Source organism: Streptomyces sp. NBC_00076, assembly GCF_045041235.1.
Lineage (GTDB): Bacteria > Actinomycetota > Actinomycetes > Streptomycetales > Streptomycetaceae > Streptomyces.
Map to the genome: position 1 here is coordinate 8740275 of NZ_CP108242.1, position 12513 is coordinate 8752787.

Here is a 12513-nt window from a genome sequence, read left to right on the forward strand (position 1 = left end):
CCTTCGCGTGAGCTGAGCGGGAGTGTGATCGGATGGTGCCGTAATCCCGTAACCGGGACCATACGAAAGGAATGACCGTGGCCACCACGCGCTCCGCACACACCGTCTGGGAAGGCAACCTGCTCGAGGGCAACGGCGTTGTCACCTTCGACTCCTCCGGCGCCATCGACGAACAGCCGGTGACGTGGGCTGCCCGCACCCAGGAAGCGAACGGCAAGACCAGCCCCGAGGAGCTGATCGCGGCCGCCCACTCCAGCTGCTTCTCCATGGCGTTCTCGCACGCCCTCGCCGGGGCCGGCACCCCGCCCACCAAGCTCGTCACGTCCGCCGACGTCACCTTCCAGCCCGGCGAGGGGATCACCGGCATCCACCTCACCGTCGAGGGCACGGTGCCGGGCCTCGACGAGGACGGCTTCCTCGCCGCCGCCGAGCAGGCCAAGGTCAACTGCCCGGTCAGTCAGGCCCTGAAGGCCGTACCGATCACGCTGTCGGCGAAGCTCGCCTGACCGGCACCCCGGACGGGACATCCGCCGGACGCCCCACGCCGGGGTCGTCCGGCGGATGCGCCGACTGGTGGGTGCTTCGGATGGTCGGTGCTTCGACCGGTGGACGTGCCCGGCCGGTTCACGGACACCGGCCCGGGTAAGTAGCTGACGGCGGTGGACGGACGGGGCGTTGGAAGGACTGAGCGGTGGCGGGAACCTCCAGCGGGACGACGGTGCTCGACTCCGCGACCCGTGAACTCACCCGCGCGGTCCTGCTGTTCAGCCTCGACGGCCGGGCCCGCCCGCGCGGCACCGCGTCCGGCGTGCTGGTCGACCGGCTGGACTTCGGCCGTTTCGAACCCCATCTGAGGTCCAGCGAAGCGGTCCTGCCCGTGCCGATCCTCACCGTGCACCTGGCCCCCGACGAGCTGCGGCCGCCGGACGGCGACCACGGCCTCGCCCTCGCCGCCGCCGAACTCCTGGTCCTCGCCACCCCGCGCGGCGATGTGACCCTCGTCGTGGACTGCGGCTTCGCCGCGGACACCGCGCCCGACGCCCTCGCCGCCTGGCTGGCGGACACCTGCTTCGACCGCCGGCGCATCCGGCTCGGCGACCGGTCGCTGCTGGACGTGGTCAACGAACGGCTCGCCCTGCCGACCCCCCTCACCTACGGCCAGAACGTCCACCAACTCGTCTTTCCCGGCGGGCGGTTGCTGCGTGACCTGCTGAGCGCGGACCTCGCCGACGCCACCCGCAGGCCCGCCCTGCTGAACGACATCGTCTACCGCGGCCGGCTGCCCGCGCATCGCACGTCCGACGCCGAGGACACCCTGCCGCCCAACCTCAGGAACCAGGGCGTCACGCTCTCCGCGCACGGCCGCGGCGTCTCCGTCCAGGCCGGCTGGGCCCCGCACGTCGAGAACGGCCTGATCCTGGTCGCCGTGGGCATGGTCTCCGCCCTCGCGGTGCTCCAGCGCACCCGGCTCGCCGCCTTCGAGACCATGCGCGCCAACGAGCGGGCCCCCATGACGGACTCACCGTACGAGGTCCGCTCCCTCATCTCCCGGCTGTCGGCCGGGGTGAACGAACTCCAGCTGGACCTGGCCTTCGGCGTCGAGGCGTACGTGGACAGCCTGCTGATCCCGGAGATGCTGATGGAGGCCTTCCAGTCCTCCCTGCGCGACACCCTCGGCATCCGCGACAGCCTGGAGAACTCCGCGCGCATGGTCGAGCGGCTGACCTCCGTCATCAGCGCCCGCTCCGCCGCCCTCGACGCGGAACTCGCCGAGCGCGACGACCGCCGTGACCGGACCGTCTCCGGCCTGGTCGCCGCGGCCACCCTGATCGCGCTGCCGCCGACCCTGCTGCTGACGTACTTCGGGGTCAACGGCACGAACGTGCACGCCGACCGCTCCATCCTCGACCTCGACACCTACGGCACCGCGTACGCGCTGGCCTGGCTTCCCTTCGTGGTCCTCGGCGTGATCGGATACGTCCTGCTCCGGAGGGTCAGCAGACGTTCCGGCTCCCTCCTGTCCCCGTCCGACGGCCGGCCCGCCCCGGTGCCCGCGCCCCGATCCCCGTCCGGGAGCTGACCCGCCGATGTCGCGACGACCCGCCGTGTCCGCACACCGAGGCGGATCCGAACACGCCGGCGCCGCCACCCGGGAGGCGTACGAGGACGCGATCCGCTCCGGCGCCGAGTACGTGGAGTTCGACATCCGCCGTACCGCGGACGGTGTTCTCGTCGTCTACCACGACGCCCGGGTCGGGCCCGTCGGCCCGCCCCTGTCGACGATCACGCACGCCGAGCTCTGCGAGCGGGCCGGATACGCCGTGCCGGTCGTGGAGGACATCATGTCCTTGATCGCCGGGAAACTGGCCGGGCACCTGGACCTCAAGGAGGTCGGGTACGAGCGCACCGTGATCGACCGCGCGATCGCCCTGCTCGGTACCGACGGCTTCGTCGCCACCACTCTGGAGGATCGTTCCGTCGCCGCCATCGCGCGCGGCTTCCCCCAGGTGCGCACGGCCCTGTCGCTGGGCCGCGACCGGAGGGAGATCGCTCCGGCCCGCCTCGCGGCCACCCGGCTGAGCGAGCTGCTGCCCATGCGGCGGGTCCGTGCCTGCGGAGCCGCCGGGGTCGCCGTGCACCACCGGCTGGCCCGCGCGGGTGTCCTGCGCGAGGCGGCCCGGCACGGCCTGTTCAGCATGGTGTGGACGATCAACGAGGACTTGCCGATGCGGGCGTTTCTGGCCGACCCGCGGGTCGACGTCCTGGTCACCGACCGCCCTCGGCGCGCCCTCGCCCTGCGCGGCGGACGGCACGACGAGCGCCCGGCTGGGTACCCGTCCTCCTGATCCGGGGTATCTGTCCCTTGACAGAAGCCACCCATTGACAAGGGCGCACTCAGGTTTTCTGCTGGAGTGCGGAGGCTCCCTGGTGCGGCGGAAGGGAACAGCGATGGGACGTGCGGTCGGAATCGATCTCGGGACCACGAACTCGGTGGTGGCCGTGCTGGAAGGCGGCGAACCCATGGTCGTCGCCAACGCGGAGGGCGCCAGGACCACACCGTCTGTGGTGGCCTTCGCCAAGAACGGTGAGGTGCTCGTCGGGGAGGTCGCCAAACGGCAGGCCGTGACGAACGTGGAACGCACCGCCCGCTCGGTCAAGCGGTACATGGGCGACTCGAACTGGCGGTTTCCGCAGGAGGGCTCGATCGACGGCACCCGCTACCGGGCGCAGGAACTGTCCGCGCGGGTGCTGCAGAAGCTGAAGCGGGACGCCGAGTCCTACCTCGGCGAGGACGTCACCGACGCCGTGGTCACCGTGCCGGCGTACTTCGACGACAGCCAGCGGCAGGCCACCAAGGAGGCCGGGGAGATCGCCGGCCTGAAGGTCCTCAGGATCATCAACGAGCCGACCGCCGCCGCCCTCGCCTACGGCCTCGACCGGGGCGAGGAGCAGACGGTCCTCGTCTTCGACCTCGGCGGCGGCACCTTCGACGTGTCGCTGCTGGAGATCGGCGACGGGGTCATCGAGGTGAAGGCGACGAACGGCGACACGCACCTCGGCGGGGACGACTGGGACCAGCGGGTCGTCGAGCACCTCGTCAAACGCTTCAAGGGGCAGACCGGCGTCGATCTGGGCAACGACAAGATGGCCCTGCAGCGACTGCGCGAGGGCGCCGAGAAGGCCAAGATCGAATTGTCCAGCTCCTCCGAGACGACGATCAACCTGCCCTACATCACCGCCTCCGCCGAGGGCCCGCTGCACCTCGACGAGAAGCTGACCCGCGCCCAGTTCCAGGAGCTCACCGCCGACCTCCTCGACCGCTGCAAGACCCCCTTCCACCAGGCGGTCAAGGACGCCGGCATCAAGCTCGCCGCGATCCACCACGTCATCCTCGTCGGCGGCTCGACCCGGATGCCCGCCGTCACCGACCTGGTCAGGGAGCTCACCGGCAAGGACCCGCACAAGGGCGTCAACCCCGACGAGGTCGTCGCCGTCGGCGCGGTCCTCCAGGCCGGTGTCATCCGCGGCGACGTGAAGGACGTCCTGCTTCTCGACGTCACCCCGCTGTCCCTGGGCATCGAGACCAAGGGCGGCATCATGACGAAGCTCATCGAACGCAACACCACGATCCCCACCCGCCGCTCGGAGATCTTCACCACCGCCGCCGACAACCAGCCCTCGGTGGGCATCCAGGTCTACCAGGGCGAACGCGAGATCGCCGCGTACAACAAGAAGCTCGGCGTCTTCGACCTCACCGGCCTGCCTCCCGCCCCGCGCGGCGTCCCGCAGGTCGAGGTCGCCTTCGACATCGACGCGAACGGGATCATGCACGTCTCCGCGAAGGACCTCGCCACCGGCCGCGAACAGAAGATGACCGTCACCGGCGGCTCCGCCCTCCCCAAGGACGACATCGACCGCATGATGCGCGAGGCGGAGCAGTACGCCGAGGAGGACCGCGGCCGCCGGGAGGCGGCGGAGACCCGCAACCAGGCCGAACAACTCGTCTACCAGACCGAGAAGTTCGTCCGTGAGAACGAGGACAAGGTCCCCGCCGACACCCGGACCGAGGTCGAGTCGGCGGTCGCCGACGTCAGGCAGCTCCTGGACGGCGACGCCGACACCGACGCGCTGCGCACGGGCGTCGAGAAACTCGCCTCCGTCAGTCAGAAGATGGGCCAGGCCATGTACGCCCAGGCCCAGCAGACCCCGACGGAGGGCACCGCAGACGGCCCGCACACCTCATCGCAGGACGACGAGGGCGTGGTCGACGCGGAGATCGTCGACGACGAGAGGGACCAGGGCCGCAAGGGCGGCGGCGAGGCCTGAGACCTGTCCGACGGGGTGCGGACGGCGACCTCGCGTCAGGGGGGCGTCGTCCCGGTGGGCGTGGTCGGCAACGCGGCGCACACGGCGTTCAGGACGGCCGCGTACGGCGTGCCGAAGGCGGTGAGCCGGGCGCGCAGTCGCTCCAGGCCGCCTCGGTGCTCGGTGAGCAGGCCGGTGTCGCCGGTGCGGGCCGTGAACTCCAGTACCGAGGGCAGGAAGTCGGGCAGTTCCTCGCCGGCGAACTCCAGGCCGTGTTCCCGGAAGACCTCCCTGAAACGGTCCAGCGCCATGCCGCGCCGCCAGGTGCCCTCGTCCCGCCACCAGGTCAGGTACAGGCTGTGCGGGTTCCTCATGTCGAGGCCGCCGAGGACGCCGAAGACGCGGCCGTAGTGCGCGGCCAGTTCCGGCGCCGGAGTCACCGCCGCGTGGTCGGTGAACTCCCGCAGCTGCGGGGCCGCTTCGCGCAACAGCGGCAGCCGGGCCCGGAGGTCGTCGTCCGGATAGGTCAGGCACAGTGCCGCCGCCTGATACAGCACAGCGTCCGAGGGCATCAGGCCTCCTTGACGTCGTCCGCGGTCCGCCGCCGGCGCGGCAGGTGGACGAGCGGCGTAGGCGGCGTGGGCGGTGTCCTGGAGTCGGTCCCGCGCTCCCTTGCTGGATCGGGCTGCTTCGAACATAGGGCGGGGCGGGGGAGCGCACCTGCTGACGGCACCCGTACGGGTCAGGGCGTGCGGGCGTGCGGGCGCGTGGGCGGGCCGCTCGCGCGGCGTCAGAAGTCCTCGCGGCGTTCCCTGAGAAGCTGCTTCGTGCGCTCCGCCGACGCCGCCCGCGTCGACATGTGGTCCAGGACCTCCAGATGCGTGGCGACCTCTTTGCGGGAGTCCAGGTAGAGGGCGCCGGTGAGGTACTCGGTGAAGACCATGTCGGGCAGTTCCGGCTCGGCGAAGCGGAAGAGGGTGAACGGCGCGTACGTGCCCGGGTGCGGGCCCTCCTCGAACTCCGCGACCTGAAGGGTGACCCGGTCGCTGTCGGCGAGCCGCACGAGCTTGTCCAGCTGGTCGCGCATGACCTCGCCATGGATGCTCACCGGCCGGCGCAGCACCGTCTCGTCCATGATCACCCACAGGTGCGGCGGGTTCGGCCGCTCCAGCAGCCCCTGCCGGGCCATCCGCAGCGACACATGCCGGTCGATCGTCCCCGGCCCCGTCTGCCCGATCGTCCCGGCCTCCAGCACGGCGCGCGCGTAGTCCTCGGTCTGCAGCAGACCCGGCACGAAGTGCGGCTCGTAGGAGCGGATGATCCCGGCGGCGCCCTCCAGGCTCACGTACATGCTGAACCACTCCGGCAGCACGTCATGGAACCGCTGCCACCAGCCGGGCTGGTTGGCCTCCTCGGTCAGCGCCACGAACGCGGCCGCCTCGTCCTCGGCGACGCCGTACGTCTCCAACAGGACCTGCACGTACGGGATCTTCAGCGCGACGTCGGCCATCTCCATCCGCCGTACGGTCGCGGGGGCCACCCGCAGCACCTGCGCGGCCTCCTCGCGTTTGAGGCCGGCCGCTTCCCGCAGTTCCCGCAGGCGTCTGCCGAGCACCACCTGGCCCACGGTGGGAGCAGGACGCCGCTCACTCACGCAACGCCTCCCCTGCGCGTCGAAGTCCGGATGCAGTGTGTCATGTTCCGCTTCCTGTCTCATCAGTCTCTCCGGACGGGAACCGAGGCACACGCACCACGGGTGCCGATTTGCGGCGGCGGGCCCCTTACCTCCGGGGTAATCGACGCTCTCCGCGGAGCACGGGATCGTGGTGACACCGGGTTCCGGGCCGGCGCACTCCGGTCCGGGATCCGAGTTCCAGCCACCGCCCTACTCCGGCATACCGACCTGAGGTGTCGTCAGGGAAGCAGCGAGTGAAGGTACTTGACCGTCGCCGGGTCGGCCGGGAGGAACGTCTCGATGGCCAACTCGGCGACGGTCACGTCCATCGGGGTGTTGAAGGTGGAGATGGAGGAGACGAACGACAGCGTCCGTCCCTCGTGCTCGATCCGCATCGGCAACGCGAAACAGAGGCCGGGCTCGGCCGGTTGACCGGCCTCGTCGTCCTCCTCCGGCACCGGGTACGCGGACACCTCGTCGTACAGCGCCCGCAGCCGCTCGGAACGGCGCAGGGCGATGTGCCGCCCCATCTGCGCGAGCAGATGCCCGCGCCACTCACGCAGGTTGCGGATGCGCGGTGCCAGGCCCTCCGGGTGGAGGGTCAGCCGCATCGCGTTCAGCGGCGGGGCGAGCAGGGACTCCGGGACGCCGTCCAGCAGCATGAGGATGCCCCGGTTGGCCGCGACGACGTTGTACAGCGCGTCGACCACCAGCGCCGGGTAGGGCTCGTAGCCCTGGATGAGACGCTCCATGCCCTCGCGCAGGGCCTCCAGCGCAGGGTCGTCCAGCGGGGTCTCGGGGTAGCGGGGCGCGTATCCGGCCGCAAGGAGCAGCGCGTTGCGCTCCCGGACGGGCACCTCCAAGTGCTCGGCCAGCCTGAGCACCATCTCCTCGCTCGGCCGGGAACGGCCCGTCTCGATGAAGCTGACGTGCCGGGCCGAGGAGTCCGCCCGTAATGCCAACTCCAGTTGACTCAACCGCCGTTCCTCCCGCCAGGCCCGCAGTAACGGGCCGACGCCCCGGTCCGTGGGGGCGGTGCCGGGCGCGGGGTCACCGGACGCGACAATGGTCATACGGACGACCGTAGCCGAGGAACGGTCGCCAGGAGCCGAGTCGCCGGCAGTCGAGGAGTGAATGCGTGAACGGGCCATGGACCTTGGAGACCGCTGCGGTCCACCGCGCCAGGGTGCGCGGTTGTCTGCTGGGAGGGGCGATCGGAGACGCCCTCGGCTACCCGATCGAGTTCTCCTCCCTGGACCGGATCCGCGCGTCCCACGGTGAGCGCGGAGCGACCGGGTTCGTGCCCGGCGCGCACGGAGTGCGGGGCCTGATCAGCGACGACACGCAGATGACCCTGTTCACCGTCGAAGCCCTCGTCCAGGCCCAGGAACGCGAACGGGAGAAGGGTATCGGCGGCGGCTGGCCCCTGCTGCTGCGCCGGGCGTACGAGCGGTGGCTCGAGACCCAGACCAAGCCCGGCCCGGAACAGACCGCACCGCACCCGGGCGACGCCCACGCCGGCGGTCTGGTCACCGAGGCCTGGCTGTACTCCCGCCGCGCCCCCGGCAACGCCTGTCTGTCCGGGGTCGCCCAGATGTACGCCCCCGACCCGTGGCTCGCACTCGACGGCAGGCCGGGCCAGGTCAACCCCGACTCGAAGGGCTGCGGCACGGTGATGCGCTCGGCCCCCTTCGGCCTGGTCAACTCCGCCGAAGCGGCCTTCGCCATGGCCGCCCGCGGTGCCCAGATCACCCACGGCCACCCCACCGGCTACTACGCGGCGGGCGCGTTCGCCGCGGTCGTGGCGCACATCGTCGCCGGGGACTCCCTGGAGGGCTCGGTCCTGCGCGCCCTGCGTGAGCTGGAGCGCCACCCCGGGCACGAGGAGGCCTCGGCCGCGCTGCACAGGGCCGTCGACCTGGCCGCCCTGGGAGCTCCGACGGCCGAGAAGGTCGAGTCGCTCGGCGCCGGCTGGGTCGCCGAGGAGGCCCTCGCCATCGGCGTGTACTGCGCCCTCGTCGAGCCCCATGTCGAGCAGGCCCTGCTGCTGTCCGTCAACCACTCCGGCGACAGCGACTCCACCGGCTCCGTCTGCGGCAACCTGCTGGGCGCCCGGCACGGCGACGTAGGGCTGCCGCACGCATGGGTGGCACAGGTCGAGGGACGTGACCGGATCGCCGCGCTGGCGGACGACCTCGCGGCTGCGGGGTCCCACCTCTGAGGGGGTACCCCTGCTGCGGGGGTGTCCGCGCCTGAGCTTCGGGAACCCGTCTGACCAGGGCCGAAGCGGCCTGGCTGTGGCACGCTGGACAAGCACCCGGAACCCAGGAAGGAGCGAGGCCATGCCCGTGGAACCGCTGTCGCAGAAGGAGATCGAGGACCGGCTCGCGGAACTGCCCGGCTGGTCGGTCGACAGCGACCGCCTCACCCGGTCCTACCGGCTCGGCACGCACGTCGCCGCGGCCGCGATGGTCGTCCACATCGCCCAGGTCCAGGACGAGCTCGACCACCACTCCGATCTCACCCTCGGCTACAACACGGTGTCCCTGAGCGTGAACACGCACAGCGCGGGCGGCACCGTGACCGAGCTGGACTTCGCGCTCGCCCACAAGGTGCAGGAGCTCGCCCCCGCCCACGGAGCCCAGTGACGGCGGTGCTGGACTACGACAAGGAGGCCGACGTCTACGACGTCACCCGCGGCGGCGAGCCCAGAGCCGCCGCGGCCGCCGACGCGGTGCTCGGCTTGATCCCCGACCACGCCCGGCGGCTTCTCGACGTCGCCTGCGGCACCGGGATCGTGACCCGACGGCTCGCCGCGGCCCGCCCCGGCCTACGGGTGACGGGCGTGGACCTGACGTACGGAATGGCCCGGACGGCCGCCGAACGCCTGCCCGGCGCGGTCGTCCTCGCCGACGGCAGGCGGCTGCCGTTCCCGGACGGAGCCTTCGACGCCGTCACCGGTGTCTGGCTGCTGCATCTGCTGGACGGTCCCGGCGACGTCCGCACGGTCGTCGCCGAGTGCGCCCGCGTGCTGCGGCCGGGTGGCGCGTACGTCACCACCGTCGACAAGGCCGCCGCACACGACGTGGGCAGCGACATCGACGCGGTCCTCGCGCCGCGCCCGCGCCGGCCGGCCCAGGACGCCACCGAAGCCGTCGCGTCGTATGCGGTCGCCTGTGGACTGGACCCGGTCGGCCGGGCCCGCTTCCCGGGCGTCGGTCAGGGTCGCAGCCCGCGCAGTACGGTCGCGGACCTGCGACGCGGCTGGTTCACCCGGCTCCCGCCCGGCGCCCCGCTGACCGAACGGTTCGCCGCGCGGCTGGCGACGCTCCCCGACCAGGACCGGCGGCGCGCCGATCCGGAGTTCAGGGTGCTGGGCTTCCGCAAGCCCGACCGAAGTCCATGAACCGTGCTGAGGCTGCTGGTCGACCGGCCTGATCCGCGGAGCCGTTCGGCCGCCTAGGCCTCCGTCGCGAGGGTCAGGAGACGGCGCAGCTGTACCACCCAGACGACGACTGCGGCCAGGGCGATGGAGACGACAGCCGTGGCCATGCCGGCCCGGATGCCGACGGACACGGTGATGCTGCCGGCAACCAGGGCGCCGAGCGGAACTCCCAGCCCCGAGGAGAGCATGCGGCGGGTGGTGTTGACCCGGCCCTGCAGCTCGGAGGGCGTGACCTCCTGGGAGTAGGTCATCGTGTTCACCAGCACGACCAGGTAGGCCGTCCCCCACACCGCCAGCGCCACCAGCGAGACCCGCCAGTCGGTGGTGAGCACGACGACGAGTCCGAGGAGCGCGCCGATCGGCAGCACCCCGAGGAGCAGCGGGAAGGCATCGAAGCGCCGTCGCAGCCGGGGAAGCAGCAGGGATCCGCCGATGCCGCCGGCGCTCCACGCCATGTAGAGCAAACCGATGCGACCGTCGTCGGATCCGTGGATACCGAGGACACGGTCGGCGAAGACGACGAGCTGACCGACGATGGCGCCGCCGGAGAACGACTGGAGCGTGCCGACCACGGTCATGGTCCGCAGCGTCGGATGACCGGCCAGGAAGCGGAGGCCCTCGGCCATCGATTCCCGGAAGCCCGGTCGCTTGCCTCCCGAACCGGCGGGCTGGGAGGCGACGTTGGTGACCGCCCTGATGAACAGGGCGGAGCAGGCGAAGCTCAGGGCATCAAGGGTGAGCGTGCCCACGGGGTTCATCAGCCCGATGAGCGCGCCCGCGACGGCGTTGCCGGCGATGCGGACTACGGTCTCCGCGCCGTAGATCGAGCTGTTGGCCTGGGCGAGTTGGTCCTTGCCGACGATGTCGGGGACGAGACCGTACACACCGGCGTCGAAGAAGAGCGAGAGGCTGGAGGAGAGGAACGCGACCACGACGATGTGGGTGACCGTCAGGAGGTCCAGCGCCCAGGCGGCCGGTATGGAGGCGAGGCTCAAGGCACTCAAGCAGTCGGTCACGATCATCAGGGTGCGCCGGTCCGTGCGATCCGCGACCGCACCGGCGATCAGGCCGAAGGCGAGGTAGGGCAGTGTTCCGGCAGCCGCGACCAGGGAGACCAGGACGGGTGACCGGCTCTCCTGGAAGACCAGGACGGGCAGTGCGACGGTGGTGATGGCAGATCCGAGGCCGGACACGGCGCGGGAGAGCCAGAAGTTCCGGAATCCGGTGATCCGCCGGAGCGGACGGGGTGGGGTGGTCGACATGGCGTTGTCTGTTGATCTCTCTGCGTGGGACAGGGGAGGGCGGGCGGGAAGATCAGTCCGGGGAACGGGGGGAGTGGTTCAGACGAGTTCCTGTGCCAGGTGGGACAGGAACTTCGGCAGCGGGCCGGGGTGGAGCACCTGCAAGAACCGGCTGGCCCTGGTGAGCACCACGCAAAGGTCGCTGAGGCCCCTGGCGGAGCCGTCCAACATGCCTTGGGCTTCGGCCACGATCACCGAGTCGAACTCCAGCCCCTTGGCCTGCTCGCGGGCGAGTTCGGTCGGCAGAGGCGGTTTTTCACGCGAGGAAGAGGTCATAGTGGACTCCATGGCGAAGGGCCGGCGGGTGACGTGGGCCCGTCGGTGGGCATGCCGCGGGGCCGCGGCGGGTGAAGTGGCAGGACGGCCACCGGATGGGCCTGGTGCCGGACGTGGAACAACAAAAATGGTCGACACCCGCCCGGCCGGGGCCGGGGATGTCGACCGGAAAAGACGCGCTCCCGTGCGGGAGATGGCGGATGATGCTGGGACCCGAGGGTGCTGGACGTTGACGTCCGCTGTGTGAGTCGCCCTGGGAGAGGATCCTGAGATCCAGGACCGGAAGGATCATAGCAGGGGGTGCGAGGAACTCGTCGAGGTCGACGTGGCGGACCCGCTCCACGCCTCGGGGCCTTCGCCGAGAAGTCGAGCCGCGGCGGCCGCTGTTCGTCGGCCTCGGCGGCGCCCGGCTGGTACCCGCGGGCCGACGAACCGCGCCGTTCCTGCCGGCGGTCGCCGACGCCGTGTGGAACAACCGGGTCCCGCGTGTCGTGTACCGGCGTTGGCGCGAACCCGCCGATGTGGAGCGCCGATTGGAGTCGTACGGGCTCGTGCTGAAAGCGGGCCGCTGGTACGTGGTCGCCGGCCCGGGTCCTCGCACGTTCCGCGTCGATCAGATCCTGCGACTCGTCGCTTCCCAGGACGAGTTCACGCGCCCCGACGACTTCGATCTGGCGGCCTACCGGACCGCCTACCAGCGTGACTTCCATGACCGGCTGTATCAAGGCAAGACGGTGGTACGTCTGGCGCCCGGCGTGCCACTCCCGACGGCCGTAAGGGCGAACGGCCGTACCGAGCCGAACGGTTGGACCGTGGTCACCGTCCCCATCGAGTCCGTCGACCACGCGCACGCCGAGTTCCTGCGTCCGGGCACCGGCGTCGAGGTCCTCGATCTGCCGCCCGAGCTGCGTGATCGGATCGCCGGGACGGTCGCCGAATTGGCCGGAAGACACGGCAACCCGGGCCAGCACGGCGACGACTGACAGGGAACGGAATCCGTCCGTCCCCCC

General features: G+C 71.2%; 13 protein-coding genes. 8 read left to right on the forward strand and 5 right to left on the reverse strand.

Features of this window, described 5'->3' with window-relative positions; all coding sequences use genetic code 11:
* Positions 1 to 77 precede the first annotated feature (77 nt).
* From OHA64_RS39280 to dnaK, 4 genes are all read left to right on the forward strand, one after another.
* Positions 78 to 506 (forward strand): OsmC family protein, encoded by a 429-nt coding sequence (locus tag OHA64_RS39280; protein WP_405621580.1) that lies wholly within the window; start codon positions 78 to 80, stop codon positions 504 to 506.
* Positions 507 to 691: 185 nt separating this feature from the next.
* On the forward strand, positions 692 to 2080 hold the full coding sequence (locus OHA64_RS39285; protein ID WP_405621583.1) for a hypothetical protein: 1389 nt from the start codon (positions 692 to 694) through the stop codon (positions 2078 to 2080).
* 7 nt (positions 2081 to 2087) lie between these two features.
* Positions 2088 to 2846: a glycerophosphodiester phosphodiesterase family protein gene (locus OHA64_RS39290; protein ID WP_405621585.1), complete on the forward strand. Its 759-nt coding sequence runs from the start codon at positions 2088 to 2090 to the stop codon at positions 2844 to 2846.
* A 103-nt stretch (positions 2847 to 2949) separates the two neighbouring features.
* On the forward strand, positions 2950 to 4827 hold the full coding sequence (gene dnaK / locus OHA64_RS39295) for a molecular chaperone DnaK (RefSeq protein WP_405621588.1): 1878 nt from the start codon (positions 2950 to 2952) through the stop codon (positions 4825 to 4827).
* Positions 4828 to 4862: 35 nt separating this feature from the next.
* Here dnaK and OHA64_RS39300 read toward each other — a convergent pair whose 3' ends face one another.
* The 3 genes from OHA64_RS39300 to OHA64_RS39310 form a co-directional block, all read right to left on the reverse strand.
* On the reverse strand, positions 4863 to 5378 hold the full coding sequence (locus OHA64_RS39300; RefSeq protein ID WP_405621591.1) for a nitrate reductase molybdenum cofactor assembly chaperone: 516 nt from the start codon (positions 5376 to 5378) through the stop codon (positions 4863 to 4865).
* Positions 5379 to 5596: 218 nt separating this feature from the next.
* The gene (locus tag OHA64_RS39305) at positions 5597 to 6460 is read right to left on the reverse strand and encodes a helix-turn-helix domain-containing protein (protein WP_405621594.1); all 864 of its coding nucleotides are present in this window, start codon (positions 6458 to 6460) and stop codon (positions 5597 to 5599) included.
* Positions 6461 to 6720: 260 nt separating this feature from the next.
* Entirely contained in the window at positions 6721 to 7554 is an 834-nt protein-coding gene (locus OHA64_RS39310) for a helix-turn-helix domain-containing protein (RefSeq protein WP_405621597.1), read from the reverse strand.
* Between the two features lie 65 nt (positions 7555 to 7619).
* Between OHA64_RS39310 and OHA64_RS39315 the strand changes: the two genes are divergently transcribed.
* The 3 genes from OHA64_RS39315 to OHA64_RS39325 all read left to right on the forward strand — a co-directional run bounded on the left by OHA64_RS39315 (position 7620) and on the right by OHA64_RS39325 (position 9887).
* Positions 7620 to 8702: an ADP-ribosylglycohydrolase family protein gene (locus tag OHA64_RS39315; RefSeq protein ID WP_405621599.1), complete on the forward strand. Its 1083-nt coding sequence runs from the start codon at positions 7620 to 7622 to the stop codon at positions 8700 to 8702.
* A gap of 121 nt (positions 8703 to 8823) precedes the next feature.
* Positions 8824 to 9129: a 4a-hydroxytetrahydrobiopterin dehydratase gene (locus OHA64_RS39320; protein WP_405621602.1), complete on the forward strand. Its 306-nt coding sequence runs from the start codon at positions 8824 to 8826 to the stop codon at positions 9127 to 9129.
* 5 nt (positions 9130 to 9134) lie between these two features.
* On the forward strand, positions 9135 to 9887 hold the full coding sequence (locus OHA64_RS39325; RefSeq protein WP_405624300.1) for a class I SAM-dependent methyltransferase: 753 nt from the start codon (positions 9135 to 9137) through the stop codon (positions 9885 to 9887).
* A 53-nt stretch (positions 9888 to 9940) separates the two neighbouring features.
* On the opposite strand, the gene OHA64_RS39330 is transcribed toward OHA64_RS39325, so the two are convergent.
* Together OHA64_RS39330 and OHA64_RS39335 are read right to left on the reverse strand one after the other, a co-directional pair.
* A complete protein-coding gene (locus tag OHA64_RS39330) occupies positions 9941 to 11188 on the reverse strand; it encodes an MFS transporter (protein ID WP_405621604.1) in 1248 nt (415 codons plus the stop codon).
* 78 nt (positions 11189 to 11266) lie between these two features.
* The gene (locus OHA64_RS39335; RefSeq protein WP_405621607.1) at positions 11267 to 11503 is read right to left on the reverse strand and encodes a hypothetical protein; all 237 of its coding nucleotides are present in this window, start codon (positions 11501 to 11503) and stop codon (positions 11267 to 11269) included.
* A 491-nt stretch (positions 11504 to 11994) separates the two neighbouring features.
* Between OHA64_RS39335 and OHA64_RS39340 the strand changes: the two genes are divergently transcribed.
* Entirely contained in the window at positions 11995 to 12486 is a 492-nt protein-coding gene (locus OHA64_RS39340) for a helix-turn-helix transcriptional regulator (RefSeq protein ID WP_405621609.1), read from the forward strand.
* Positions 12487 to 12513 lie beyond the last annotated feature (27 nt).

Bases quoted from the DNA above. Each gene is read 5' to 3' on its own strand.
- OHA64_RS39290 (WP_405621585.1), top strand. From the start codon at position 2,088: ATGTCGCGACGACCCGCCGTGTCCGCACACCGAGGCGGATCCGAACAC.
- dnaK (WP_405621588.1), top strand. From the start codon at position 2,950: ATGGGACGTGCGGTCGGAATCGATCTCGGGACCACGAACTCGGTGGTG.
- OHA64_RS39300 (WP_405621591.1), bottom strand. From the start codon at position 5,378: ATGCCCTCGGACGCTGTGCTGTATCAGGCGGCGGCACTGTGCCTGACC.
- OHA64_RS39310 (WP_405621597.1), bottom strand. From the start codon at position 7,554: ATGACCATTGTCGCGTCCGGTGACCCCGCGCCCGGCACCGCCCCCACG.
- OHA64_RS39320 (WP_405621602.1), top strand. From the start codon at position 8,824: ATGCCCGTGGAACCGCTGTCGCAGAAGGAGATCGAGGACCGGCTCGCG.
- OHA64_RS39330 (WP_405621604.1), bottom strand. From the start codon at position 11,188: ATGTCGACCACCCCACCCCGTCCGCTCCGGCGGATCACCGGATTCCGG.
- OHA64_RS39335 (WP_405621607.1), bottom strand. From the start codon at position 11,503: ATGACCTCTTCCTCGCGTGAAAAACCGCCTCTGCCGACCGAACTCGCC.